General features: G+C 58.4%; 22 protein-coding genes. 5 read left to right on the top strand and 17 right to left on the bottom strand.

Features of this window, described 5'->3' with window-relative positions; translation table 11 throughout:
* The first annotated feature begins 131 nt into the window (after positions 1–131).
* Both NAC44_RS04870 and NAC44_RS04865 read left to right on the top strand, forming a co-directional pair.
* The gene (locus tag NAC44_RS04870) at positions 132–1,697 is read left to right on the top strand and encodes a putative bifunctional diguanylate cyclase/phosphodiesterase (protein WP_250938401.1); all 1,566 of its coding nucleotides are present in this window, start codon (positions 132–134) and stop codon (positions 1,695–1,697) included.
* A 235-nt stretch (positions 1,698–1,932) separates the two neighbouring features.
* Positions 1,933–2,925, top strand: coding sequence for an adenosine kinase (locus tag NAC44_RS04865; RefSeq protein WP_250938399.1), 993 nt, complete (start codon positions 1,933–1,935; stop codon positions 2,923–2,925).
* On the opposite strand, the gene NAC44_RS04860 is transcribed toward NAC44_RS04865, so the two are convergent.
* Complete coding sequence (locus tag NAC44_RS04860) at positions 2,918–3,457, bottom strand: SH3 domain-containing protein (RefSeq protein ID WP_250938396.1); 540 nt, start codon at positions 3,455–3,457, stop codon at positions 2,918–2,920. The two genes, NAC44_RS04865 and NAC44_RS04860, sit on opposite strands and share 8 nt — an antisense overlap.
* Positions 3,458–3,774: 317 nt before the next feature.
* On the opposite strand from NAC44_RS04860, the gene NAC44_RS04855 reads away from it, so the two are divergent.
* Positions 3,775–4,779, top strand: coding sequence for a 2-hydroxyacid dehydrogenase (locus NAC44_RS04855; protein ID WP_250938394.1), 1,005 nt, complete (start codon positions 3,775–3,777; stop codon positions 4,777–4,779).
* Here the strand turns inward: NAC44_RS04855 and NAC44_RS04850 are convergent, their stop codons facing one another.
* From NAC44_RS04850 to NAC44_RS04820, 7 genes are all read right to left on the bottom strand, one after another.
* On the bottom strand, positions 4,780–5,256 hold the full coding sequence (locus NAC44_RS04850; RefSeq protein ID WP_250938392.1) for a GNAT family N-acetyltransferase: 477 nt from the start codon (positions 5,254–5,256) through the stop codon (positions 4,780–4,782).
* A 43-nt stretch (positions 5,257–5,299) separates the two neighbouring features.
* Complete coding sequence (locus NAC44_RS04845; protein WP_250938391.1) at positions 5,300–6,076, bottom strand: molybdopterin-synthase adenylyltransferase MoeB; 777 nt, start codon at positions 6,074–6,076, stop codon at positions 5,300–5,302.
* Position 6,077: 1 nt separating this feature from the next.
* The gene (recF, locus tag NAC44_RS04840; RefSeq protein WP_250938389.1) at positions 6,078–7,220 is read right to left on the bottom strand and encodes a DNA replication/repair protein RecF; all 1,143 of its coding nucleotides are present in this window, start codon (positions 7,218–7,220) and stop codon (positions 6,078–6,080) included.
* A gap of 102 nt (positions 7,221–7,322) precedes the next feature.
* Complete coding sequence (locus NAC44_RS04835) at positions 7,323–7,811, bottom strand: acyl-CoA thioesterase (RefSeq protein ID WP_250938387.1); 489 nt, start codon at positions 7,809–7,811, stop codon at positions 7,323–7,325.
* Between the two features lie 45 nt (positions 7,812–7,856).
* Positions 7,857–9,281, bottom strand: coding sequence for a phosphomannomutase (locus NAC44_RS04830; RefSeq protein WP_250938385.1), 1,425 nt, complete (start codon positions 9,279–9,281; stop codon positions 7,857–7,859).
* A gap of 938 nt (positions 9,282–10,219) precedes the next feature.
* On the bottom strand, positions 10,220–11,608 hold the full coding sequence (locus NAC44_RS04825) for a M20/M25/M40 family metallo-hydrolase (protein WP_250938383.1): 1,389 nt from the start codon (positions 11,606–11,608) through the stop codon (positions 10,220–10,222).
* 366 nt (positions 11,609–11,974) lie between these two features.
* The gene (locus NAC44_RS04820) at positions 11,975–12,403 is read right to left on the bottom strand and encodes a MarR family winged helix-turn-helix transcriptional regulator (protein WP_250938381.1); all 429 of its coding nucleotides are present in this window, start codon (positions 12,401–12,403) and stop codon (positions 11,975–11,977) included.
* Between the two features lie 625 nt (positions 12,404–13,028).
* Between NAC44_RS04820 and polA the strand changes: the two genes are divergently transcribed.
* Positions 13,029–16,004 (top strand): DNA polymerase I, encoded by a 2,976-nt coding sequence (gene polA, locus NAC44_RS04815; protein WP_250938379.1) that lies wholly within the window; start codon positions 13,029–13,031, stop codon positions 16,002–16,004.
* Between the two features lie 21 nt (positions 16,005–16,025).
* On the opposite strand, the gene NAC44_RS04810 is transcribed toward polA, so the two are convergent.
* Together NAC44_RS04810 and NAC44_RS04805 are read right to left on the bottom strand one after the other, a co-directional pair.
* On the bottom strand, positions 16,026–16,889 hold the full coding sequence (locus NAC44_RS04810) for a C40 family peptidase (protein ID WP_250938769.1): 864 nt from the start codon (positions 16,887–16,889) through the stop codon (positions 16,026–16,028).
* A 47-nt stretch (positions 16,890–16,936) separates the two neighbouring features.
* Positions 16,937–18,325 (bottom strand): leucyl aminopeptidase family protein, encoded by a 1,389-nt coding sequence (locus NAC44_RS04805; protein ID WP_250938377.1) that lies wholly within the window; start codon positions 18,323–18,325, stop codon positions 16,937–16,939.
* Positions 18,326–18,730: 405 nt separating this feature from the next.
* Between NAC44_RS04805 and NAC44_RS04800 the strand changes: the two genes are divergently transcribed.
* Positions 18,731–19,564 (top strand): tetratricopeptide repeat protein, encoded by an 834-nt coding sequence (locus NAC44_RS04800; protein WP_250938375.1) that lies wholly within the window; start codon positions 18,731–18,733, stop codon positions 19,562–19,564.
* 44 nt (positions 19,565–19,608) lie between these two features.
* On the opposite strand, the gene phnN is transcribed toward NAC44_RS04800, so the two are convergent.
* The 7 genes from phnN to phnC all read right to left on the bottom strand — a co-directional run bounded on the left by phnN (position 19,609) and on the right by phnC (position 26,722).
* The gene (gene phnN, locus NAC44_RS04795; RefSeq protein WP_250938373.1) at positions 19,609–20,199 is read right to left on the bottom strand and encodes a phosphonate metabolism protein/1,5-bisphosphokinase (PRPP-forming) PhnN; all 591 of its coding nucleotides are present in this window, start codon (positions 20,197–20,199) and stop codon (positions 19,609–19,611) included.
* Positions 20,199–21,341: an alpha-D-ribose 1-methylphosphonate 5-triphosphate diphosphatase gene (locus NAC44_RS04790; RefSeq protein ID WP_250938371.1), complete on the bottom strand. Its 1,143-nt coding sequence runs from the start codon at positions 21,339–21,341 to the stop codon at positions 20,199–20,201. Before NAC44_RS04790 ends, phnN begins: the two co-directional genes overlap by 1 nt.
* A gap of 11 nt (positions 21,342–21,352) precedes the next feature.
* Positions 21,353–22,042, bottom strand: coding sequence for a DUF1045 domain-containing protein (locus NAC44_RS04785; protein WP_250938767.1), 690 nt, complete (start codon positions 22,040–22,042; stop codon positions 21,353–21,355).
* A gap of 83 nt (positions 22,043–22,125) precedes the next feature.
* A complete protein-coding gene (gene phnE, locus NAC44_RS04780) occupies positions 22,126–23,628 on the bottom strand; it encodes a phosphonate ABC transporter, permease protein PhnE (protein WP_250938369.1) in 1,503 nt (500 codons plus the stop codon).
* Between the two features lie 11 nt (positions 23,629–23,639).
* A complete protein-coding gene (gene phnE, locus NAC44_RS04775) occupies positions 23,640–24,602 on the bottom strand; it encodes a phosphonate ABC transporter, permease protein PhnE (protein WP_250938367.1) in 963 nt (320 codons plus the stop codon).
* Between the two features lie 75 nt (positions 24,603–24,677).
* Complete coding sequence (gene phnD, locus NAC44_RS04770) at positions 24,678–25,586, bottom strand: phosphonate ABC transporter substrate-binding protein (protein WP_250938356.1); 909 nt, start codon at positions 25,584–25,586, stop codon at positions 24,678–24,680.
* Positions 25,587–25,852: 266 nt separating this feature from the next.
* Positions 25,853–26,722, bottom strand: coding sequence for a phosphonate ABC transporter ATP-binding protein (gene phnC, locus NAC44_RS04765; protein ID WP_338022065.1), 870 nt, complete (start codon positions 26,720–26,722; stop codon positions 25,853–25,855).
* Between the last annotated feature and the right edge of the window lie 95 nt (positions 26,723–26,817).

Raw genomic sequence — 26,817 nt, 5'->3', positions numbered from 1 at the left:
TGACGGGGCCGTCTCACATGGATTTCATTAATGAATACTTATTTAGCGTCGATTTTAACATGAATTTTACATCAGTCCGGCATGATGGGCTGATTGACAGCTGACACAGTGTTTGCAGGAGGCTTCAGACAATGCGGTTTTCGCCCATTCCCCGCACGGCGGCAGGCAGGGATGCATTGGTTCTGGCTGTTGTTGGCATTGGTCTCTGGATGTTGATTGTCTTCTTGAACATAAACGATGTCTGGGATGGTTTGCTGTCCCATCAAAACCTGCTGGAACTTGACGAACTGTTTGATGTTGCCGCGTTTACCGGTATCCTGGGCTTTATCTATGCCTATCGCCGCCTGCGCGATCTGCGGCTTGAAATGCAAAAACGCAGCCAGGTTGAGAGTGAAAAGGAATGGCTTGCCAACCATGATCCTTTGACCCTTCTGCCGAACCGGCGCGCGCTTGAAACCCTGACGAGCCAGGGCGTGAATAGCCAGAGCGACAAACGCTATGTGATCTATGCCATCGACCTCGATGGCTTCAAAGGCGTCAATGATCTGATTGGTCATCAGGGAGGTGATCTGCTGTTACGGGCTGTTGCAGACCGCTTGCAGCAAGGTCTGCCTGACTCCACGGTCTATCGCCTGGGGGGCGATGAATTTCTGGTGATCGCAGAACGTCAGGAAGGGGTGGATGCCGGACAGGCGGGTCTGCAGCTGCTCAAACGGATCAGCGCCCCCTATGACATCGGCGGCATGACGGCGGAAATCGGTGCGAGCATTGGCTTTGCACTCTATCCGGAAGACGGAAACGATCTGGACGATGCCGCTCATTGCGCCGATGTGGCGATGTATGTGGCCAAACGCAGCGGTCGCAATCACGTCTATGGCTTTGAGCGGATCATGGAGGATCAGGTGCTGCGCCGGGCTGAAACAGAGCTGGCGCTGAAAAATGCCATCCGTGAGGGGCTGATCAAGCCCTATTATCAGCCGCTGATCGATCTTAGATCAGGGCGCCTGCGCGGTTTTGAGGCGCTGGCGCGCTGGCAGACCGGCCCCAACAATTACGTGCCGCCGGGCGATTTCATTGAACTGGCCGAGGCTGCGGGCTTGATCGGGGAATTGTCCGACAGCCTGTTGCGGCAGGCCTGCCGGGATGCCGCCCGTTGGCCGGAGGCACTGCTTCTGGCCTTCAACATTTCGCCCACACAATTGCTTGATCGCGGATTTGTCGAGAAAACCTGCGCGCTTCTGCAGGAAACCGGCTTTCCACCCAAGCGCCTCGAACTGGAAATCACCGAAACGGCGCTGGTGCGGGACACCGAGACGGTGATCGCCATTCTGACGGAGCTGCAAAATCGTGGCGTGCGCATTGCGCTGGATGATTTTGGCACCGGCTATTCCAGTCTGTCGCAACTGTCGAAATTCCAGTTCGACAAGCTGAAAATCGACCAGAGCTTTATCGCAGGCGTGATGAGCGACAAGAAGCAGGAAGACATCGTTCGCGCCATCATGCATCTTGGCAAGGGGCTTGGCATTGTGACGACAGCCGAAGGCATCGAACGCAATCAGCAACTGGAATTCATGAAGGATCTCGGTTGCGATATCGGTCAGGGCTATCTTTTTGGCAAGGCCATGCCTGCCGATCAAACGCTTGATCTCATCGCGTCTTTTTCCAAGACCGAGATGCAAAGAAAAATTGCCGGGTAATTCTTCCTGCATCAATCCATAACCTGGGCGCGATATCTGACTTTTTCTGGAAAGCGCCTGTCAATACCTCAGGTTCCGCTCGACTCTGGCGAGATTTTATCCTTTCGCGTCTGCGAAAATCCGCTATGAGATTTTTGAGTGCGTTTGTCCGGCAATATCGGGGAACGTGGCACAGGAACCGAGCGCCGTCCGCTGAGACGGTCTGGCGTTCATCACGCGGAGCAGGTCTTCTTTCATGACGCAATTCGATGTTTTGACCATCGGCAACGCCATCGTTGATATCATCACCCGCTGCGATGATGATTTTCTTGTCAGGAACGAGATCATCAAGGGGGCGATGAACCTGATCGATGCCGAGCGCGCCGAGCGGCTTTACGCCCTGATGGGTCCTGCCATTGAAACGTCGGGCGGAAGTGCCGGCAATACGGCCGCGGGCGTTGCCAGTCTCGGCGGAAAGGCGGCTTATTTCGGCAAGGTTGCAGAGGATCAGCTGGGCGCAATTTTCGCCCATGATATCCGGGCCCAGGGCGTGCACTATGCCACGCCCGCAATGGGCCAGGAGCCGCCAACGGCCCGGTCTATGATTTTCGTCACCCCGGATGGCGAGCGCTCGATGAACACCTATCTTGGCGCCTGTGTTGAGTTCGGTCCCGAAGATGTCGAGCCTGAGGTCGTGGCCGGCGCGAAAGTGACCTATTTCGAAGGTTATCTCTGGGACCCGCCGCGCGCCAAGGAGGCCATGGTCGAATGCGCCCGCATTGCCCATGCGCATGGGCGCGAGGTGTCGATGACGCTGTCCGACAGTTTCTGTGTGCATCGTTATCGGGCGGAATTTCTCGATCTGATGCGCTCCGGCACGGTCGACATCGTTTTCGCCAACCGTCAGGAAGTGCTGGCGCTCTACGAGACTGAGGATTTTGAGGCCGCCTTGAGGCAGATTGCCGCCGATTGCAAACTGGCGGCCGTGACCATGAGCGAAGATGGCGCAACAATCCTGCGCGGTGACGAAAGGGTGACGGTGCCGGCAGATGCGATCGAGGAACTGGTCGATACGACAGGTGCAGGCGATCTTTTCGCCGCCGGTTTTCTCTACGGATATACGCAGGGCCTGTCACTGGAGCGCTGCGGCCAGCTTGGCTGTTTTGCTGCCGGATTGGTTATCCAGCAGATAGGCCCGCGCCCGACACTTTCTCTGGCTGATGCCGCGAAAGAAGCCGGTCTTATTTGAAGGCTTCACCGGGATAGGCGCCCCAGATCTGGTTCTGGGCGACCCAGCCCTTGGTGTCGCCGACTTCGCCACGACACCATTTCCCGGTGCATTCGCTCAGGCGAATGATGACGCCCGGCTGCAATTTGGCGATGACCGTTGCTGAGGAATCGGCAGAATCGTGCATGTTGACAAAGACATCGTCGCCCTTGCCGCGCATCCAGGGTGCGGCGAGCGCGGTACGGTCCCCGGACAGCAGGATCTGGTTCACCCAGCCTTCTGTGCCATCGGAATCGCGGATCTTGCGCCAGTTGTCGTATTCCTGAATAATTTCCACCGGCAAACCGCCTTTTTGATAGGTCCAGGCGGTGGCGTAATCGGTGCCAGGGCCGATGCGCAGATTGACACGGGATGATTTCAGACTGACGAAACGCGGCAGCGGCAGGCCGCTTGGCCCCTTTGTTGGCCCCTCGGCCATGGCGCTGGAGCCGAATGTCAGCAAAGCGCTTATCAAAAGCAGTCCAAGGCAGGAGCGTAAAAAACCGTCAGGCATGGATGTATCCAGTGGTCATGTTCCAGAAGAACCCAAAGCCCCCGCCACGGTTCCACTGCAAGAATGAATCTTAATCGTCATGAAACAGATCGATCCTCGATATCGTTGTTTCTTTGTCTTCAGAAAAGACTGGTACCCGCTTTCCCTGAGCAAACTGTCATGCAAATGTGTCAAAGCGAAGCTGCGTCGGCATCTTCCGCGCCCTGGCGCAAAATGGGATGTTGGTCTTCTCACAAGGGTTTGGTAGAAAACCTACTTATGGATATATATCCGTCCATCCTGGTTAAGAACTTCTTTACAAGGCATCGAAACACCCCATGACCCAGAGAAAAAAGACCAAGGTCTTCATCACTCGCAAATTGCCCGAGGCCGTGGAGACCCGCATGCGGGAACTGTTCGATGCGCGTTTGAATATCGATGACCGGCCGCTGGAGCGGGCCGAATTGCTGGCGGCGATGCAGGAGGCCGATGTGCTGGTGCCAACGGTGACGGACCGTATCGACGCCAGCCTGATTGCCGAGGCGGGAGCCCAGCTCAAGCTGATTGCCAGTTTCTCCAACGGCACCGATCATATCGACATCGATGCCGCCGCCCGCAAGGGCATCACCGTCACCAACACGCCCAATGTATTGACGGAAGACACCGCCGACATGACCATGGCGCTCATACTGGCCCTGCCCAGACGGCTCTTGCAAGGCGGACGCATTTTGACCGAGCAACCGGGAGAATGGAGCGGCTGGTCGCCGACCTGGATGTTGGGGCGGCGCATTCACGGAAAACGGATTGGCATTGTTGGCATGGGGCGCATCGGTACGGCAGTTGCCCGGCGCGCCAAGGCCTTTGGCCTGTCCATTCATTATCACAATCGCAAGCGCGCCAATCCGCAGACTGAGGATGAGCTGGAGGCGACCTATTGGGACAGTCTGGACCAGATGCTGGCGCGAGTGGATTTCGTCTCGGTCAATTGTCCCTCGACGCCGGCCACCTATCATCTGATTTCAGCCCGCCGCCTCGCCCTGATGCAGCCGACCAGCTATATAGTCAATACCGCCCGCGGCGGTATTATCGACGAATCCGCCCTGATCCAGTGCCTGCGCGACGGCAAGATCGCCGGGGCCGGCCTCGATGTCTTTGAAAACGAGCCGGTGATCAACCCGAAACTGCTGAAACTGGCGGAAGAAGGAAAAGTCGTGCTTCTGCCGCATATGGGCTCGGCCACCATCGAGGGCCGGATCGACATGGGTGAAAAGGTGATCATCAACATCCGCACCTATTTCGACGGTCACAGGCCGCCAAACCGGGTGCTGCCGGGACGGGATTGATCAGTTCAACCGTTTCTGCATCGTCACATAGGTGGCGTGGTCGTAACCGGGATGGGATTTTTTGGCGATGGTCTGAAAACCCCATTTTTCAAACCGCCGATGGTTGTGGTCAAGTTCGATGCGGGTTTCCAGCTCCAGCACCCGAACGCCGCAGGCATGGGCAACGCCTTCTGCGGCTTTCAGCATGGCGCGGCCTATGCCCTGTCCCTGCATATCCGGCAAAACCGCGACCTTGCCCAGATAAAGCGTTTCCGGCTCATGCAGGCGACAGAATAGGCAGCCAACCAGCGCGCCATCGATCATGGCGGCATAGCCGATCTCCTCATGTGCCTTGGCTTTCAGCGCCTCTGGCGTCAGTTTCAGGGCTGAAGAGGGTGGGTCGATCAACGGGTGCATGTAATCAAAGGCTTTGAGCACCAGAGCCAGAAGGCTCTGCCAATCCTCGAAATGCTCGTCAATCTGTATGATCTCGACCATGGCCATTCCTTGTAAATGCAGGGGCCTTATAGATGGATTGCCCTTATAATTTCAGGGGCCGCCTCTTATAGCGCACAATATCGAACCGCGCCGATAGAGAATCGTAAATTAGCAAACGACCTACTAACGTTTCGCCAATGCCGGTGATGAGTTTTAATGTTTCCATCGCCATCAGCGTGCCGATCACTCCAGTCAGCGCCCCGACAATACCGGTTTCGGCGCAATTGGGAATGAGGCCTGCGGGTGGCTTTTCCGGAAAGAGATCACGATAGCGTGGGAAGTCCTGTCCATCCGGCCCGCTCTCATAGGGTTTCAACACGGTGACAGATCCGTCAAAGCGGCCAACCGCGCCAGTGACAAGCGGTCTTTGATGATGTTCGCCTGCATCGGCTGCGGCGTAACGGGTGTCGAAATTGTCGGAACCGTCGATCAGCACGTCGATGCCGCCCAGATGGCGCGCGGCAAAATCCGCATCGAAACGGGCCTCATGGCGCTCGACCCGGACATGGGGATTGAGCCGTGCAATCGCTTTGGCAGCGCTTTCGGTTTTCAGCTCGCTGATTGTGCCGCTGTCATGAATGACCTGTCGTTGCAGATTGGAGAGCGATACGCGGTCGTCATCGACAATGACAAGCGTGCCGACGCCCGCTGCTGCCAGATAGGCAAGAACCGGTGCGCCCAGCCCGCCAGCGCCAATCACCATGACCCGCGCCCGTTTCAGGGCCTGCTGTCCGGCGCCACCGATTTCCGGCAGCAGGATATGGCGCTGATAGCGCGTGATTTCTTCGGGGGATAGCGGTTCCATGGACCTGTCTGACATCTCACGCTCCATGATTTTCATCAGCGGACAGCAATCCGTCCTGCACGGTGATAAACTGTGCCCTGTCGCCAAGGCTTGCAAACATATGCCGGTCGGTTCCAGTCATGAAGGCCTGGCCGCCCAGAGCATCGATCCGGTCGAACAGGGCCGCGCGGCGGCCTTCATCGAGATGGGCGGCAATTTCGTCCAGAAGCAGGATCGGGGCAAAGCCGGTCATGCTGGCCACCAGTTCGGCATGGGCGAGGATGAGGCCGATCAACAGTGCCTTCTGTTCACCGGTCGAGCAGCGCTCGGCTTCCATCGCCTTGTCGCGGTGGCGCACCAGAAGATCGCTGCGATGCGGCCCTTCCAGCGTGCGCCCCGCCGCTGCATCCCGCCCGCGTTCCATGGCCAGACGGTCGCGATAGCCATCCTCCAGATCGATCGCAGCCTGTGCATTCTCCCGATCGAGAAATCCCTCCAGCCGGAGATCGGCGACCGGAAAAGGGGAAAGCGCGCGCCGCTCGTCGATCAGTCCGGTCAGTAGCCGGATCATTTCCTGCCGGGCCACAGCCATGGCGACACCGAGCGCCGCCATCTGGTTTTCGATCCCGGCAAGCCAGCTCGGATCAAAACGGCCCTCGGCCAGAAGCCGGTTGCGGCTGCGCATGGCGCGCTCGAAATCGCTGGCGCGCCGCCCATGCCCGGGATCGATCGACAGAACCAGCCTGTCGAGAAATCGCCGCCGTTCGGAAGACGGGCCGGTAAACAGGCTATCCATGGCCGGAGTCAGCCAGATGAGGCGCAGATGGTCGGTCAGTTCATCAAGCGACCGGACCGGAGCGCCATTGACCCGCAAGCGGCGCAGCGTGGTCTCGTCCTGCATTTCCGTGCCGGTGCCAAGCTCCACCTCGCCGGCCATGCCCTGAACCTCGGCAAAGATGGAAAAACCGCCTGCCGCACCAGCCCGCACCACGTCGGAAAGCGCTGCCCGGCGCAAACCGCGGCCGGGCGAGAGAAACGAAACCGCCTCCATCAGATTGGTCTTGCCAGAGCCGTTGGTGCCGGTCAGCACCACATGGCGACCGTCCAGCCGCAGTGAAGCGCTGATGTAATTGCGGAAATCCCCAAGCTTCAGCCGGGCAATGCAGGTTTTGTCGTTCATTGCGGTGTCATAGGGCATAAATCCTGAAACCGGAATCGCTTGCTGCATATATGTTATCGCTTCATTGAACATAATGAACGCGACATGCCTGAAAATGCGAGATTACTCGCCACCCGATACGGCGTGGAAACGCTTTTCAAACTCGTGCCGGAGGGTTCGGCGGTCACGGGCGGCCCGTTCGCGCCGGATCTTGGTGGGCGTGTCGAGCGCAAGGGTCGGAACTTCGGTCGGTTTGCCATGCTCGTCCACTGCGACCATCGTGAAATAGCAGGAATTGGTGTGGCGCCGCTCGCCGGTGCGGATATTTTCCGCCTCGACCCTGATGCCGATTTCCATGGAGGTCCGTCCGGCATAATTGACGGCGGCGCGAAAGGTGACCATCTCGCCGACATGAATCGGCTGGCGGAACACCACCTGATCCACCGACAGTGTTACGGCATATTGCTGGGAAAAGCGCGATGCGCAGGAATAGGCCACGCGGTCGAGAATGTTGAGCAGGGCGCCGCCATGCACCTTGCCGGAAAAGTTTGCCATATCAGGGGTCATCAGTACAACCATTTCAAGCTGGCTGGGGTCGTGGGCGCGGTCCATGGACTACCTTTTACAGAGGAGGATTGGAAAAATATGTCGTGAAAATCATGCCTGCCAGGCAGAGAGCAGGGCAAGTCCCTGTCTCAGAAGATCCTCGGCCTCGCCCAAGGTTGCGGCTTCGACATAACAGCGCATTTCCGGGGCATTGCCGGAAGGGCGGAAATGCACGATCCTGCCATCGCTCAACGTCAGGCGCAGACCGTCAATGTCGCTTTTTGCCGAAATCGGGCCAAGTGGTGCCAATGTTTCGACCATAGCTGCCTCGGATGAGCGCAGGTGGGCCATGAAAGCAGAGCTGCGCTCCTGCGCATAGTGTTCCAGCCGGTCGGCCAGCGCCACTGGCATGGCTGTCCGCGCAACAAGGTCGGACAGGGCCAGTCCGCCGCCAAAGGCGGTGCTGAGCGTTGCCAGAAGAGGCAGAATGCAATCCCGCGTCGGCAAGGCGGCAAGAGTACCGGAGCCGACGGGAAAATCCGTGGCCAGCATCAGACCGCCATTGGCTTCGAAACCCATCACCCGGTCCGCGCCCTCAGCCACCGCCTGCTGCATGGCCGCAATCACATAAGGTGAGCCGACACGCGTGCGGATGACCTTGCCTTTTACACTGTGTTCGATGCCGGAATTGGAGGTGACGGGGGTGACGACCGTGGCAGCGTTCAGATACTCCGCCGTTATCAGGCCGAGAAGATCGCCGCGCAATGGCTGGCCCGTTTCATCCGCCAAGAGTGGCCGGTCGGCATCGCCATCAGTCGAGACAATGGCATCAAGGTCATGGTCTCCTGCCCAAACGGCCAGTTTTTCCAGCGTCTCCTGCGACACGGCCTCCGTATCGACGGGAATGAAATCATCCGACCAGCCGAGCGGAACCACCTTTGCCCCGAATGTGTCGAGCAGTTGAACCAGCATTTCGCGGGCGACGCTGCTGTGCTGATAGACACCGATGCTGCGGCCTTTGAAGGCGTCCGCTGCGAGCAGGCCAGCATAGCGTTTGAAAAACAGCGTCATGGCCTCGACACTGTGATCCTCGCCGCTGCCTTCCTCCACCCGATTGGCCGTTTCGTCATCGACCAGCGTTGTGGCAAGGGCAGTCAACGCCTCTTCATCGGCCTTGTCGATTTCACCATCGGGTCTGTAGAATTTGATACCGTTGCGGTCTGCCGGAATATGCGATCCCGTGACCATCATCGCCGCAGCGCCGAGATGATGCCCGTAAAAGGCAAGGGCCGGGGTCGGCAGGGCGCCACAGGAAAGAGGCATGAGACCGGCGCGGCGCAACGCGGCCATGACAGTCGCAGCGATCTGTGGACTTGAGGGCCGGAAATCCTGACCGATCAGCACGAGACCGCCAGGTTGCAAATGGCCTTTTTCCAGTAACATGCGAGCAAAGGCCGTTGCATAAAGCGCGGAAACAGGTCCAACGAGTTCACTCGACAGCCCCCGCAAGCCACTCGTGCCGAATTTCGCCGCCATCGTCTTCCAGCTCCTCAAGATGATCGATGCGCCATTGCTACACGGGCAAACGGCAAAGGTCAAAAAGACTTGCGTAAAGGAGAAACACACTGCTTTGAACTATGAAGGGTATGCTAAAACGCAAAAGAGCCCGACGCGGGAGGAGGAGGCGTCGGGCTCTTGAACTTGACCGGCAATTGGGAGGAGGAGGAGTATTGCCGGTCCTATCTGAAGCGACACTGGGAGGAGGAGTGCGTCGCTTCGATGATTTGAATATAGCGGATTTTTAGGGGTTGAATATTCCCTTTACCGCAACGCAGCAATGCGCAAAATGCATACCTCAATCATTTTCCGTCGTGAGCCCCCTGTGTATTGAACGTCGCTTTTGACCGGTCTTGGGGCCTTGCCTTGGTCTGTTGTGTTATGCGCTGTTATGTCTATGGGGGTATCATATTGAATAATATATTTATTTTCTGTGTTTTGGGTTCAGGTATATCTGTAGGGGCTCTTTCTGCTGCATTTGGGTTTGACAGGTGAATATGCTGGCGATGACGCAGGCGAGCCGGAACGGGTAAATTTTAGGCAAAATCTCTGTTCTGGCATGCATCATCCTGTCGCAGCTTTCCATGAAGTGCAGAGATGGGTTGATCCATTGCAGTTGGTGGGCGGGCATTTCCGCATAATTTCTGACATCGATAAGGGCAGGCTCATGAAAAATAGGAATAACCTGATGTCGAAGGGTAACGTTTCGTTAAGCTAATGGTGCAATCATCAATATTAACAAAGCGGGATATAGAAATTTTCCCAATGACTTGATGAATGGTTTGGCTTTTGTTGGCTGAACCATTCTGATCTCTTGCAGCCTTGACCACGGATGTACTGGCATGGCTGCCTGCATGGCACAAAAAGGTCGGGTTCTCCCCGACCTTTTTGCTTTTCGGTATTCTTTTCCGTCACTCTCAACAGCTTAGAGCATCGAGAATGCGCACCCAGGAGCGAATGCCTTTCTGGAACGACATCAGGTCATATTTCTCATTGGGAGAGTGAATGCGGTCGTCAACGAGGGCAAAGCCGGTCATCAGCGAGTCCATGCCGAGCATGGTCTGGAAATCGCCGACAATGGGAATGGAGCCGCCCATGCCGATCACAACGGCAGCATTTGGCCATTCATCGGAGAGTGCGGTCTTGGCCTTGGTCAGAACCGGTGAGTCGTAAGGAAGCTGGATGGCGGGAGAGGCGCCATGTTCCTTGAATTCAACCGAGCAGTCGGCGGGGATCTGGCTGCGGACAAAAGCGCGGAAGCTTTCCCGGATCGCTTGCGGGTCCTGCTGACCAACCAGCCGGAAGGAGACCTTTGCCGAGGCTTGAGCCGCAATCACGGTTTTGAAGCCGTCGCCGGTATAGCCGCCGATAATGCCGTTGACTTCGGCGGTCGGTCGCGCCCAGGTCAGTTCCAGCACGCTGCGGCCTTTCTCGCCCGCCGGAATGGAGAGACCGACATCCTTGAGATAGCGATCCGCCGATTCGGCCAGTTTCTCCCACGATGCCTTGATGTTTTCCGGCGTTTCTTCCACACCGTCGTAAAAGCCGGGCAGGGTGACGCGACCGTTTTCATCATGCAGACGACCGAGGATCTGGCTCAGGACATGGATGGGATTGGCGGCTGCTCCACCGAACAGGCCGGAATGCAGGTCGCGATCGGCTGCGGTGATAATGATTTCCTCACCGACAAGACCGCGCAGCGTGGCGGCGATGGCAGGCGTTTTCGCGTCCCACATGCCGGTATCGCACACCAGGGCGAAATCGCAGGACAATTCCTCGCGGTTTGCTTCCAGAAAGGGTTTGAGCGACGGAGAGCCTGATTCTTCTTCGCCTTCGAACAGGATGGTGATCCTGACGGGAAGCGTGCCGTGGACGGCCTTATAGGCCCGGCAGGCTTCGACAAACGTCATCAACTGGCCCTTGTCATCGGAGGTGCCGCGACCGGTAATGACCTTGCGGCCCGGCGCGATTTCCTTGATCGAGGGGATGAAGGGATCGCTTTCCCATAACGGCAGCGGATCGACGGGCTGGACATCGTAATGGCCATAAAACAGGGCGTGAGGGCAATCCGCACTTGCGCCTTCATGGTGGGCAACGACCATCGGGTGGCCGGGCGTGTCGCGCAGTGAAGCAGTGAAGCCGATCTCGTGCAAGGCAGCGACAAGCCATTCGGCTGCCTTGCGGCAATCGGCCTTATAGGCGGGATCGGTGGAGATCGAGGGGATTTTCAGCAGCTCGAACAGCCGGTCCAGGCTTTGTGGCAAGGCCGCATCGGCTGCAGCGAGAACGGGGGCAAGGTCAGTCATGGGTATGGAGTTCCTGCGCTTGTGACGTCGGAGGGATCATAGAGCATCGGACCGAAAAGTGGGAACCGGTTTTCGGAAAAATCCGATGCTATAAAAAAAGAGCATCGGACCGAAAAGTGGGAACCGGTTTTCGGAAAAATTTGATGCTTGAAAAAAAGAGCATCGGACCGAAAAGTGGGAACCGGTTTTCGGAAAAATCCGATGCTTTAAAAAAAGAGCATCGGACCGAAAAGCCGACGCCTTGTCCAGGAAAAGTGCGAAGCGGTTTTCCGTTCGGACATGCGTGAAAAAAAGAACCGGTTTTCGGAAAAATTTGATGCTTGAAAAAAAGAGCATCGGAGCCGCAGGCGCGCAGATGCCCGATAGTTATCCTCTGGCGTTTTCCAGCGCCTGGCGGATGAATTCGAGCATCAATTCCTTTTCAAAGCGTCGAAAACCGGCAAAAATCCGCGAATCCACATCCTCTATGGCCGCAAAGGCCTGCTGTTTCAGGCCGATTGCCTTTTCGGTGAGAAAAATACATTGGGCGCGCCGGTCGCCGGGATGAGGCTGGCGTTCGATCAGGCCGTCGCGTTGCATCCGTTTGAGCGTATTGGCCATGGTCGCCTGTTCGACATCAATGCGCTCCAGCAGTTGTTTCTGGGTCAGGCCGTTTTCCTGCCAGAGCTCGACGAGAACCGGAAACTGGCCCGGCGAAAAGCCAAGATCAGCCGAACGGTCCAGCAGGCACCGGGAAAATTCCTTGGCGAGCTGAGCAATCAGATAGGCAGGCGATGCTTTGCGATCGAAATCCATGGGTGAAACATACAGTATGACACGCGAAAGCACGAAGCACTTTTATCGGATAAAGCCATGGTGTTGGCGAAATTTTCTCTTTGACATCAGATAATTGTCTGACCTTGTCATCAGATAAAATAAAACCGCCACGGCCGGGGGCGGACCGTGGCGGTTTCTCATAAGAGCACCAAAGACCCGGAGAGGGGGATAAGGTCTTTGCGCTCCGTCCTGGCGCGGCGGGGGACGAGCCGTTGGCCAGGTCGCGGCACCCTGTGCTGTGCCGTTGAGATGTAAATGAGCGGCCAAATGTGTCATTTCAAGGGAAGCGTCATTACAACTCGGTAAGGTTTTTGTGATTATTTTGCGATATCGTCATTTCATGCATGGCAATTTGCATATAAGTGTTTGTTTTTTTAATATTAAATTCGAGATGAGAATTTTATCGCCAGAGCCTCGATTTTCCTTATCACGGGAATGTTCCCGAAGAGTGAGGTGTACTGAACCACTCAGGCCTGCATGCATCAGACTTTTGCTCATGCAACGTTCCAAACCCGGCTGAAGCCATCCGTTTGGATGGCGGCACGGACCTCTTTACTGGAATTGCGCATGGACCTTTTTGCCATCCCGCGCTATCGGTTGATCCATGAAAAAAGGTGATCATCTCTTTCTCGTTGACGGCTCCGGCTTCATCTTCCGGGCCTTCCATGCGCTTCCGGCGCTGACCCGCAAATCCGACGGCCTGCCGGTGGGGGCCGTTTCCGGCTTCTGCAACATGTTATGGAAGCTTCTGACCGATGCGCGCGACACCTCTGTCGGGGTGACGCCAACCCATCTGGCGGTGATTTTCGACTATTCGTCGAACACGTTCCGCAAGCAGATCTATCCTGATTACAAGGCCAACCGTTCCGCACCGCCGGAAGAGCTTGTGCCGCAATTCGGCCTGATCCGGCAGGCAACACGCGCTTTCAATCTGCCCTGCATCGAGACTGATGGTTTCGAGGCCGATGACATCATCGCCACATATGCCCGCAAGGCTGAGGCTGTCGGCGCAGATGTCACGATTGTGTCGTCCGACAAGGACCTGATGCAGCTCGTCACGCCAAATGTCCATATGTATGACAGCATGAAGGACAAGCAGATCGGCATTGCCGAGGTGATCGAGAAATGGGGCGTAGCCCCGGACAAGATGATCGACCTGCAAGCGCTGACCGGCGACAGCACCGACAATATTCCGGGTATTCCCGGCATCGGACCGAAAACCGCCGCCCAGCTTCTGGCAGATTATGGCGATCTCGATACGCTGATGGCCCGTGCAGACGAGATCAAGCAGGTCAAGCGACGGGAAAATATTCTGGCCGGTCGTGAACTGGTTGCCATTTCGCGTCAGCTTGTCGCGCTGCGCACCGATGTGCCGCTTGAGCTTGATCTTGAGGCGCTGGTTCTGGAAAAACAGGATGGGCCGAAGCTGATCGCGTTCTTGAAGGCGATGGAATTCACCACGCTCACCCGCCGGGTGGCCGAGGCCTGCGATTGCGATGCAGGTGTCATCGAGCCGGCGACGCTGACGGTGGAATGGGGGGCGTCTGCCCATGGCCCCGATCTCGATGCCGCACCGGTGCCGGTTGTCGAGGGTGATCAGCCCGCTGCATCGTCGTCATCCGTGGAGATGGCGGAGGGTGCAAAACCTGCCGATCTTGCCGCCGCACGTCAGGCTGTGTTCGGTGGTAAGGAGATCGACCGCTCCCGTTATGTGACCATCCGCGATCTTGCCACGCTGCAAGACTGGGTGACGAAATCGCGCGAAAGCGGCGTTGTGGCCTTTGACACCGAAACCACATCGCTCGATCCGATGCAGGCCGATCTCGTCGGTTTTTCATTGGCCGTGCAGAAGGCTGCTTCGTCACCGGATGCGGTGGAGATCGAGGCGGCCTATGTGCCGCTTGCCCATGTTTCCGGCCAGGACGATCTCTTTGGCGACGGGGTGAAGCGGGTTGAAAACCAGATTGACACCAAAGCAGCACTGGCTGTTCTGAAGGATCTTCTTGAAGATGAGTCCGTCCTGAAAGTGGCGCAAAATCTGAAATATGATTATCTGATCATGTTGCGCCATGGCATTGCGGTGAAAAGCTTCGACGACACTATGCTGATCTCCTATGTGCTGGAGGCAGGCACAGGCGGGCATGGCATGGACGCCTTGTCCGAACGCTGGCTCGGTCACACCCCCATCCCCTATAAGGAGGTGGCAGGCTCGGGCAAATCCGCCGTCACCTTCGACCGGGTGGCAATCGACAAGGCAACCGCCTATGCGGCGGAAGACGCCGATGTGACCCTGCGTCTCTGGCTGGTGCTGAAGCCGCGGCTGGCGGCTGCCGGATTGATGCGGGTCTATGAGCGGCTGGAACGCCCGCTGGTGCCGGTGCTGGCGCAGATGGAGGCGCGCGGCATTGCCATCGACCGGCAGATATTGTCACGCCTTTCCGGCGAACTGGCGCAAAAGGCCGCCGCCTTCGAGGACGAGATTTACGGCCTGGCCGGTGAGCGTTTCAACATCGGTTCACCGAAACAGCTTGGCGATATTCTGTTCGGCAAGATGGGCCTGCCCGGCGGCTCGAAAACCAAGACCGGCCAATGGTCCACCTCGGCGCAGGTGCTGGAGGAGCTTGCCGAACAGGGGGCGGAACTGCCGCGCAAGATCGTTGACTGGCGCCAGCTCACCAAGCTCAAATCCACCTATACCGATGCCTTGCCGGATTATCTGCACCCTGACACCAAGCGGGTGCATACTTCCTATTCGCTGGCCTCGACCACGACCGGGCGGCTTTCGTCTTCTGAGCCGAACCTGCAGAATATTCCGGTCCGCACGGCGGAAGGGCGCAAGATCCGCACGGCCTTCATCGCCAGCCCCGGCCACAAGCTTCTGTCTGCAGATTACAGCCAGATCGAGTTGCGTGTTCTGGCGCATGTGGCTGAGATCCCGCAATTGCGGCAGGCCTTTGCCGATGGGGTCGATATTCATGCGATGACGGCCTCGGAAATGTTTGGTGTACCGGTGGATGGCATGCCCTCGGAGGTGCGCCGCCGGGCAAAAGCGATCAATTTCGGCATCATCTACGGCATTTCCGCCTTCGGTCTCGCCAACCAGCTCGGCATCGAGCGTTCCGAGGCGGGCGAGTATATCAAGAAATATTTCGAACGCTTCCCCGGCATTCGCGACTATATGGAGGCGACCAAAGCCTTTGCGCGCGAGCATGGCTATGTCGAAACCATTTTCGGCAGGCGGGCCTATTATCCCGAGATCAAATCCTCGAATGCATCGATGCGCGCCTTCAACGAGCGGGCAGCAATCAATGCACCGATTCAGGGCTCGGCGGCTGATATCATCCGCCGCGCCATGGTGCAGATCGAACCGGAACTGGAAAAATCCGGTCTGTCAGATCAGGTGCGCATGCTGTTACAGGTGCATGACGAACTGATCTTCGAGGTCGAGGATGAGGCGGTTGCGGCGGCCATGCCGGTGATTGTCACCACCATGGAAGAGGCCGCCATGCCGGCGATTGCCATGCGCGTGCCGCTGAAAGTGGATGCGCGTGCGGCGCAGAACTGGGATGAAGCGCACTGACGTGATCGGGTCCGCTGACCTTTATGTCATATCCGGCCGGCGAAAGCCGGTCGGCTGTTGATAAAGCCAGCCGATGCGGTCGATGGCTGCGTTGAGATTTTCCCGTGCCACGCTCATCGTATGGCCATTGGCATGGAGGAGGGTGGTTTCATCCTCCATGATACCCACATGGCCTTTCCAGAACACCAGATCGCCACGCCTGAGTTCCTCTCTGGCAATCGGCGTGCCGAGATCGCTGGCCTGCATGTCGGAATCGCGCGGGGCCGTCATACCGGCCATCTGCATGGCAAGCTGCACCAGGCCGGAGCAATCGATGCCGAAGCCGGAGCGCCCGCCCCAGAGATAGGGTGTTTCCAGGAACCGGGCGGCAATGGCCACATAATCGGGTGCATCTGTCTGGCCGATCGATGCGCAATGGCGGGCAATGACCGAACGGCCGTCACTCAAGGTAAAATAGCGGGTGCCGCGGGTTTCCGTCTCGCCGATCACGGTCACGCGGCTGCCCATGGACACCGCCAGCGGATGGGCAATGCGCAGATCAGGCCCGGTATAGAGAAAGCTGCGCGGTGCGGTGATCCAGTGAGTGGCCGGGGCCTCGATGGCTGCCAGTGCCTCTTCCGGCAGATAGCCGACATAGCCGTCGAGCTTTGCTTTCACCCAGGCCCAGCCTGTGGCGCGCTCGAAAACCACGACCTCCTCGCCGAACAGCAGCTCGGTATCGATGCCGCAGCCACGCTCCGGTCGTGGCTGCAGTGCTGCGACGGAGACGGCAATTTTTGCCGGCGTTCCGGTAACGAAACGTGCAGCCTCCACCTTGCCTTCGAGGTCAGCATCGGCCAGATCGGGACGATAGGCATTCAGACGCCGGTCCAGCGGTTTATCCATGGTCATGTCTGGCCGATCCTCGATTGCTGTTGAAGCCCAGATCTAGCTCAAGCCTGACGGGAAAGATAGGCGTAGAGGGCACGGATGGCCTGCGCCTCGCCGCCCACCGGGCTATGCGACCGTTCCTGCGGCGCCCAGCCGTAAATGTCGAAATGCGCCCAGGATTTGGTGTTGGTGACGAAACGCTTGAGGAAGAGCGCAGCGGTAATGGCGCCGGCCATGCCGCCTGCCGGTGCATTGGTGAGATCGGCAATCTGTGCCTTGAGCAGTTTTTCATAGCCGGTAAACAGGGGCATGCGCCACATCGGATCGTCAACGCTGAGGCTGGCCTCGGTGAGCGCGTCGGCGAGATCATCGTCATCGGTGAAGAAGGGGGGCACGTCCGGGCCAAGCGCCACGCGGGCCGCACCCGTCAGGGTCGCCATGTCGATGATCAGGTCCGGTCTGTCCTCGTCGGCATAGGTCAGTGCATCGGCCAGGATCAGCCGTCCTTCGGCATCGGTATTGTCGATCTGCACGGTCAGACCCTTGCGGCTCTTGTAGATGTCACCGGGACGGAAAGCATCGCCACCGATGGAATTTTCCACCGCAGGTACGATCACCCTGAGATCGACCTTGAGCTTGGCGTCCATGATCATCAGGGCGAGCCCCAGCACATTGGCCGCCCCACCCATGTCTTTTTTCATCAGTGCCATGGAGGAGGAGGGTTTGATATCGAGACCGCCGGTGTCGAAGCAGACACCCTTGCCCACCAGCGTGATCTTGCGATGGCCTTTTTTGCCCCAGCGCATGTCGAGAAGCCTTGGCGCCTGCTTGGCCGCCCGGCCGACCGTGTGCACCAGCGGGAAATTGTGGGCGAGAAGCGCATCGCCGGTGATCACACTGACTTCAGCGCCATAATGCTCGCCCAGCGCCCGGAACACGTGTTCAAGATCGGCGGGGCCCATATCATTGGTGGGGGTATTGATCAGGTCGCGGGCAAGAAACACACCAGCCAGCTTGCGCTTGATGTCGGTGGCGTCGGCATCCTGGGGCATCAGCAGTTTCGGATGCTCGGCCTGTTCGCTGCGGTAGCGGTCGAAGCGGTAGGAGCCGAGGCCATAGCCCAGCGCCAGCCGCTGCGCCGTCAGCGGCGCTGTTTCGATATGCCAGTCACCGGCAGGCAGGCTGCGCGCCAGCTTGCCCATCAGAAACGGATTTTCTCCGGGTTGACTGCCAAGGCCGAAAAGGGCGCCGCCCAGATGGCCATCCTTGGTCGGAATCAGCAGAAGCGATCCGGTTTCAGCCTTGTATCCGGCCTTCTTGGCCCAGTCGAGCGCCACGGGATCGATCGAGCCCGTCTCGATATGGGCGGGCGTCACCGCAAAGATTGGCAGCGTCTTGCCGCCTTTGGTGAGAAAGGGAGTAGGGCGGTCGATATATTGATAAGGAGCCATGATTGCCTTCTGCTGTCTTGGAACAAGGGCAGTCCCGGCGCTGGTGGTTTGATACTGCCATTTTCATCCCATTTGCGGAACAGTTGAGAGCAAATGTCAGAATCATTCCACGAGGCGGTCTAAAGCCGTCGCCGGAAAGTGATTCATCTCTGATCTAACCGATTTTACTTAAGAAAATTACAAAGGAACCGAAAACAGTCACGTCTCTGGCAGGGGGATAATTAACCATTGATTAAGGTTAACAGATTATTGCTTTGGGCAGGATTTTGGGATGCTTCGTTAAGATGGCGATTCGTCCCTTTCGTGATCCGGGGCCGTGGCTTGCGGATTTCCGGAAGGACGAAGACGGGCAAAATTACCGGGGCTGGCCGTAAGGGCTGAAGTCCAGACATGTCGGGGCGGGTCATGAAACATCAATGGCGGGCATCGCTGAAAGCTGGGTTGGCAAGCTTTGTCGTGGTCATGGCGCTTGCTCTTGGCGGCTGCGCCACGACCGGCCAGACGGACAATACCACGACGGGTTCCATTCCAAGCCTCGGCAAACCGGTGGATCAGATGACGCCGGCGGAAGTTTCCGCTGCGACGCAAACCATGGGGCAGGCCTATGCCAAATCGCCGAAAAATCCCCGGATCGGTATTGCCTATGCCAGCCTTCTGCAAATGGATGGACGCGCGCCGCAGGCGCTTGCGGTAATGCAGCAGGTGGCGATCGCCAATCCGAAGGACAGAAGTGTGCTGGCCGCTTATGGCAAGGCGCAGGCCGCTGCCGGTGAATTGCAGGATGCGCTTTCCACCATTCGCCGGGCCCAGACCCCGGACCGTCCCGACTGGCGGCTTTATTCGGCGGAAGGCGCGGTTCTGGACCAGCTCGGTCGCAGCGACGAGGCGCATACCGCCTATAATCTCGCCTTGCAGATCAAGCCGAACGAGCCGACGGTTCTGTCCAATCTCGGCATGTCCTATGTGCTGACAGGGGATTTGAAAACGGCGGAATCCTATCTGCGCACGGCGATCAAACAACCCGGCGCCGACAGCCGTGTGCGGCAGAACCTTGCTCTTGTCGTTGGTCTACAAGGCCGTTTTGCCGAGGCCGAAACCATTGCCGCCCAGGAACTGTCCCCGCAGCAGGCCGCCGCCAATGTCGCCTATTTGCGCGGTATGCTCAGCCAGCAGAATTCCTGGAAGCAGCTCGCCGCCAATAAGGGAACGCCCCAGCAGCAGTCTGCGTCAGGACAGTAAAGCTTACAGCATCGGACCGATCCAGAGTTTCAGTCAAAACTCAATCAGGCGAGACAGGTTTCGATCACGGTGACGAATTGCCTGCCCGCGTCCTCCAGCGCACCGGAATTGTCGAGGGTCACGACCTGATAATCGCCGTTGATTTCAAGCGAGCCGCGTGCCAGCCGCTTGAGGATGTCCTCACGGCTTTCCCGTCCGCGCGCTTCCAGCCGGTCGGCCAGCACCTCCGACCTTGCGGTGACATTCACCACCAGCAGATTTGCAAAGGTCTCACGAAAACGGGGCAGGACCGAGCGCGACCCATTGGCAATCACCACATGGCCTTTGGCCAGCCAGTGGCAGATCTCCTGTGGCAGACCATAGCAAAGCCCATGTGCCTGCCAGTCCACGGCAAAATGGCCAGCCTGTTTCAGCGCGGCGAATGTGGTGAGGTTGACGGCATGATGGTCTTCACCTCCGGCATCGGCGGGACGGGTGATGGTTCTCTGGGCAAAATGCACATCGCCGCGCCCGGCAAAATAGTGGCGGGCATAGGCAATCAGACTGTCCTTGCCAGCGCCGCTTGGACCGACAACGGCAATGAGACAGCCTTTCTGGACCGATTCGCCGGAAGGCTCGCATGTGGATGCCGCCATCACGCCACCCGCTTGCCCTTGCGCCAGACGGCGCGCACCACCGGCACGCCATGGTCGCGCCGGACCCGCACCAGATCGGCACGCAGTCCGGTGGCGATGCGTCCGCGGTCATCAAGGCCGACGGTGCGGGCCGGAATGGCCGTGACCATGGCGAGCGCCTGCGGCAGGCTGATCCCCTCATAGGTATCGGCCAGCACGAAGGGGGCGTGCAGCAGGCTGAGCGGGATGTAATCGGAAGAGAGCACGTCGAGAACACCGTGCTCGGCAAGATCGCCGGCGGCGATATTGCCGGAATGCGAGCTGCCGCGCACCACATTCGGTGCGCCCATCAGCACGCTCATCCCGGCGGAATGCGAGGCTTTCGCCGCCTCGAGACTGGTCGGAAATTCGGCAAGCTTCACGCCATGGCCTTTCGCTTCCTCGACATGGTCGAGCGTGGCATCGTCATGGCTGGCAACGGTGATGCCGCGTTCGGCGCAATGGGCCGCCAACTGATCGCGATGGTGTGACGAATAGCGCGCCGAAGCCTGAAGACGCTGCTCGACGAAACGGGCGAAGGCCTCGTCGCTCAGCCCCTTCTTCGTCTTGTAGTAGAGCGTGTACTGATCCATGGTCTGGAACTGGCGCTGGCCCGGCGAATGATCCATCAGCGACACCAGCCGCACATGCGGGTCGTGGTCGAAATCGGCGAAATGCTCCAGCATGTTTTCGGAAGCCACCTCGCAGCGCAGATGCAGCAGATGTTCGGCGCGCAGCCGGTCTTCCCGTTCGGCGGCCTGAATGGCGTCGGCCATGGCGCGCATCTCGCCTTTTTCGAAACCGTCATCCTCATTCGAGCCCATGCGCAGGCAGTCGAACACCGTGGTAATGCCGGAGGTGACGATCTGGGCGTCATGCGCCTGCACGGCCGCTGTCTTGTTCCAGCGCACGCCAGGGCGCGGCGAATAATGCGATTCAAGATGATCGGTATGCAGTTCAACCAGACCGGGGATCAGATAATCGCCGTCGAAATCCTCGCCCGCAGCACTGACCCCTTCGGAAATATCGGCAATCAGCCCGTCACGCACGAGAACCGTGGCCTTGGGCAGAAGCGCATTGTCGAGAACGAGGGTGGCATTGGTGATCAGCAGGTCCTGAGCCATGATATTATCCTTTAACTGCCCGAAAGCGGCAGCCAGCTATGAACGGTAAAGGGTGCGCCCCGGCTGTCTTCGATGAAGAGGCCAAGCCCGGTGATGGCAAGGGGCTGATGGGTGATGTCTGCGAAGCGCCCGTTAAGCTCGGCCTGCATCGCCGGGCTATCCTCAGGCGTGACCGGACCGGTCAGCGTCATGTGAAAACGAAAGTCGTCAAAGACATAAGGATAGCCCCATTGCAGCAAATGGGCGCGCTGGCTGTCATTGAGCTTTTCCGGTTTGCGTCGGGCCATATCGGCCTCGCTCAACGGCGCGCGAAAAGGCTCGAAATGTCGGACCACGGAGGCGGCAAAATCCTGAAGTGCTGTATAGGTTTGATCCGGCACCAGCGCAAAGAACGGGCCGATCTGGCTGACGATCACAGAGGGAATGTTGAAAGCAGCAGTTTTGCCGCAAAACGCCGCGAAAGCCTCCAGCAGATCCGCTTCGCTCTTCGTATCATGCAGGTGGAACGGCGCTTTCAGCGTCGCATGAAAGCCATAGCGGCGTGGATCGGCAGTCAGTTCGGCCAGTCGCTCCGGGGTAAAACCGGTGACGGAGGGTTGTGGACTGTCTTCACCGGTAAAGGCATCACGCCCCAGCCAATGACTGGCCGCCCTCGTCAAAGGTGCATCAGCGGGCGGGGTGAAATAAATGGCATAGCGCACGGGCAGAACTTTCACGACTCGGAGATGGAACCGGCATTTGACCCGTCTCGTTGAGCAAAGGCAAGGTTTACCATCATCTCCCGTTACCGCTGCGCCCCGATCAGGCGTGAACGCAACATATTGGAAATATTATCGAACAGGAATACCACCAGCAGGATCAGCAGCACCATATAGCAGACATTTTCCCAATTCTGGTTGGTGCGCATCGCCTCCCATAATTTCAGCCCGATACCGCCTGCGCCGACCGCGCCGATGATCGTGGCGGAGCGGGTGTTGGATTCCCAGAAATAGAGCGCCTGTGAGGCAAAAAGCGGCAGAACCTGAGGAAGTACGCCAAACCGCTGCACGGCAATCGGTGGGGCGCCGACGGATTTCATCCCCTCGCGCTGCTTGTCGTCGATATTTTCCAGCGCCTCGGAATAGAGTTTGCCGAGCGTACCGGTGTCGGTGAAGAAAATCGCCGAAATCCCGGCGAGCGGCCCCGGACCGAAGGCGCGGGTGAAAAACAGCGCCCAGATCAGCATATCCACCGAACGCTGGAAATCGAAGAAGCGTTTGGTCACCTGATTGATAAACCCGTTGCGGGTGATGTTGCGCGCCGCCAGAAAGGACAGCGGAAAGGATAAAAGCGTGGCGAAGACGGTGCCGACAAAGGCCATGACCAGCGTCTGCATCAGCTTGATCCAGACATCGAGATGCTGCCAGGAAGGGTTATAGAGAAAATCATGCCAGGCAAGCGCCAGATTGGATTGATGCGGATCGAGCCGGGGTCCAGAGGCGATCAGATGCAGAACCTCGCCCGCCGATTTGCCGAAAAAGGCCGAATCGGTATCGAAGATGAAATTGGCCCAGCCGAAAAAGCGGTTATGCACCCGCACCCGATCGCTGCTGATTTCCGCCCAGCCGGCAAAGCCGAACCAGGCCATGACGCGCCCGCCCCTTTCGCGCTGATCGACCCATTTGGGCAGCGGACCTTCGGCATTGACCTGATCCAGTTTGCGGTTGAGGGCGAATGTCACGTTTTCGCTGCCGCGCCGCAGGATCAGCCGGTCGGGATAGATGTCGATGGTGGCCTGGCGGCCCAGCTTGACGAAGGCTTCCGTGATCACCTCTTCGCGCTTGGTCTGAGGCTTGCTGTCGGTCTCTGTCGTTGCGGCCTGTTTCGGCGCATTGCTCATGAAGTTGAAGGCAGGGGCCGGTGTGGGTGTGGCGGGCGCTTCGGCTGGAACTGCCGCGCCGATGGTGCGGGTCATCATCTCCTTGCGGGCGACGATCCAGTCGGGCTTCGGATTGGGACCGATCGGGTCGAAACGGGAAAAGCTCACCGAGATTGCGCCATCGGGGGCAATGTTGAATTCCGGCCTGTATTCATAGGACACCCAGTCGGCCAGATAATTGCCGGCAATGCTCCAGTTGGCCTTGGTGAGCACCGTGCCGATGGCAAACAGCCACCAGGAAAAGGCAATATAGAGACAGACCACGGTCAAAATAACCAATAGGCGGTAGCGTTGCCAAAGATTGCGGCGGAAAATCTCCGGATGCTGTTCGGCGATGCGGTTCTGGTCTTCGAGGCTCAGATGGGTCATGGCGTTTTCCCTCACAAGACGGCCTTGAAGGCGTGATCGCCCACCAGTTTCCGGCGCAGCCAGGCGGAAAATTGATCGACGGCGATCACCGTGGTGAGAAGCAGGATGACGATGGCGATGGTCTTGGCTGCATGACCCTGACTGATCGACAGCCGCAGCGGTTCACCGATGCCACCGCCGCCAACCGCACCGATGATGGTTGAGGCGCGCACATTGATTTCCAGCCGCAGCAGCGCATAGGAGATGAAATTCGGCATGACCTGCGGCACCATGCCGAACCACAACCGCTCCAGCCAGGTGGCGCCGACGGCGCGCAGGCCCTCATCCGGCTTCATATCGGCATTTTCCACCACCTCGAAAAACAGTTTTCCGAGCGCGCCGATGGTGTGAACGCTGACGGCAATCATGGCCGGGATCGGTCCGATGGAGAGAATGGCCAGACAAAATCCGGCAATCACCACTTCGGGAAAAGCACGCAACAGCTCCATGAAGCGACGCACCGGCCAGCGCAGAATCCGGCGCGGCATCATGTTTCGGGCGGCGAGAAAGCATAGACAAAAACCGAAAGCCCCACCGATCAGGGTGGAAAACAGCGCGATATTCACCGTTTCCAGCATCTTGTAGAAATATTTCGGAACATAGAGGCTGTCGGTGATGTAGAGCCTGCCATCGGTGTAATTATATTTCAGGCTGCCGTCGTCATAGGGCGAGGGCAGGTCGAACATGGCACGCACCACGTCCATGCCGTCGCGGGGAATAAGCGTTTCGGTGAAATCGAAAAAATGCGGCAGACGATTGAAAAACTTCCCCGAATTGGTCTCGTTGGCAAAGTGGAGCGACCAGCCGAGCGCAATGGCGAGAAGGATGACGCCAACCAGCGAATAAAGCCGCCGCGTGCGGGCAAGCGCATTCCAGTGCTGTTCGACCTGTCGCCCTCTGTCGCTCAGAGCGGGCAATCCTTCGGTAAGGCTCATCGTCAATCGATCCGGCTGTCATGATGAAACAAGAAGGCCGCCGGTTGGTCCGGCGGCCAGAATGGATGAGGGACATCAGCCGCCGATGGTGGCCTTGCGGGCGTCGATGACCGGCTTGTAGAAATCGACATTGACGTCGGCATAGCCCTTGTAATCGCCGCCTTCGATGGCGGAGAAGCAGGCGGCGTCTTCCTTCGGCAGATTGACGAAGAAGGCCTTGACCTTGGCCTTGGTGGCATCGTCCAGCGAGGAGCGGATGACCAGCGGACCGTTCGGGATCAGCGGCGACTTCCACAGCTCAACCAGATCGTCCATGTTCAGCTCGCCCTTTTCGACCATCTTGCGCAGATTGCCGGACGTGTAACCGTCCTTGAAATTGCCAACGCCCGAGCCCCAGGTGGTGCCGGCATCGAAGGTGCCCTTCAGCACTTCGAGAACCAGATTTTCATGACCGCCGCCGAAACCGGTGGAGGCGACGTAATCCTTGACGGCAACGCCGCCGAGCGCTGCCGGCAGCGTCACGGTCGGGATCAGATAGCCGGAGGTGCTGTCCGGATCGGCAAAGCCGAGCTTCTTGCCCTTGATGTCGGTCACCTTGGTCATGCCGCTGTCCTTGCGGGCAACCATGATGGAGTAATAGCCCATGGAGCCGTCGGTCTGAACCGTGGTCAGGATCGGCTCGACGGCCTTCGGATTGGAGAGATAGGTCTTGGCATAGCCGGACGCGCCAAGCTCGGCGAAATCGAGCGTGCCCCCGAGCAGGCCCTGAATGACGCCGTCATAATCGGAAGCCGGAAAGAGCGAGACCTTCTCGAAGCCGAGATCCTTTTTCATATGTTCGGTCAGGCATTGAAAATTGCGCATGCGGTCGGCTTCGTTCTCACCGCCGAGAATGCCGACGCGAAATTCCTTCACGTCCTGGGCAGCGGCAGAGGCAGCAATCGACAGAAGGGCGACGGCAGCAAGCAGGGTCTTCTTCAGCATGGGTTCTCTCCGTTGTTTCCGGCCTTTCGGTTCACAGGCGGGCCGGGTCTGTCCTTTGGTCTCGATGACAGCGCCTTGCGGCTTTAAAACCGCAAGGACGCTGTAAGATTTTCAATGTGCTGCATAATTTTCACCCTGACCGTGCCCGGTTCAAGGAACTATGCAGGCAGCCTTTGACGCGGGCGGGCGATCGGGGCCGTTTGCATGAACCGGATCAAAGGTGTCATGCAGTGCGAGGCCTGAATGCTGTCAGAGGAGGGAGCCGCTCAGGCCCCAGCCGTCATGATCTGGATGTTTTCCTGGTTCTGTGGCTGGCTCTCCGGGGCCGCCGTCTGCCGGGCCTCGGTCCCGGAAAAACGGATTGCAGTCGAGGTCATGCTCTCATCGATGCCGGTGCCGTCCTGACCTGTGCCATAGATGCGGGCAACGGCCTCTGCCGTCAGCTCCTCCGGCCTGCCGTCGAACACGACCTTGCCTTCAGCCATGCCGATGATGCGCTCGCAATAGGCACGCGCCGTATCCAGCGTGTGCAGATTGGTGATCACGGTAATGCCTTCGCGCTCGTTGATGTCGCGCAGCGAGTCCATCACGATCTTGGCGTTCAGCGGATCGAGCGAGGCGATCGGCTCGTCGGCGAGCAGCATTTTCGGCTGCTGCATCAGCGCGCGGGCAATGGCAACGCGCTGCTGCTGGCCGCCCGACAGTGTGCCAGCCGGCTGCATCGCCGTCTGCTCGATGCCGAGGCGCTCCAGGGCGGCAATCGCCATGATCCGCTCTTCCCGACTGAAGATATTGAGGAGGCTCAGAGCCGTCGAGCGGTGATTGAGCCGGCCCAGCATGACATTGGTCAGCACGTCGAGACGTGGCACCAGATTGAATTGCTGGAAAATCATGGCGCAGTCACGCTGCCAGTTGCGCAGCGCCTTGCCCTTGAGTGCGGTGATCTCGACCCCACCGAAGCGCATGGAGCCGGAGGTGGGCTCGCCCAGCCGGTTGATCATCCGCAAAAGTGTCGATTTACCAGCGCCGGAGCGGCCGATCACACCAACCATCTGGCCGTGGGGAATGGACAGGCTCACGTTTTCAACCGCCGTTTTCTTGCCGAACCGGCGCGTGACCTCTGTCAGTTCGAACATCATGTTCACGTTCCATCTTCAATTCCTGTCCCGGCACGCCTATCAAAACTGAGTGAACGTTGAGTGGCAGTATGATGACGCTTTTGTTACATATC

This window comes from Allorhizobium sonneratiae, assembly GCF_023700755.1.
GTDB classification, from domain to species: Bacteria; Pseudomonadota; Alphaproteobacteria; order Rhizobiales; family Rhizobiaceae; genus Allorhizobium; species Allorhizobium sonneratiae.
This window is presented reverse-complemented; position numbering and strand designations above follow the sequence as displayed.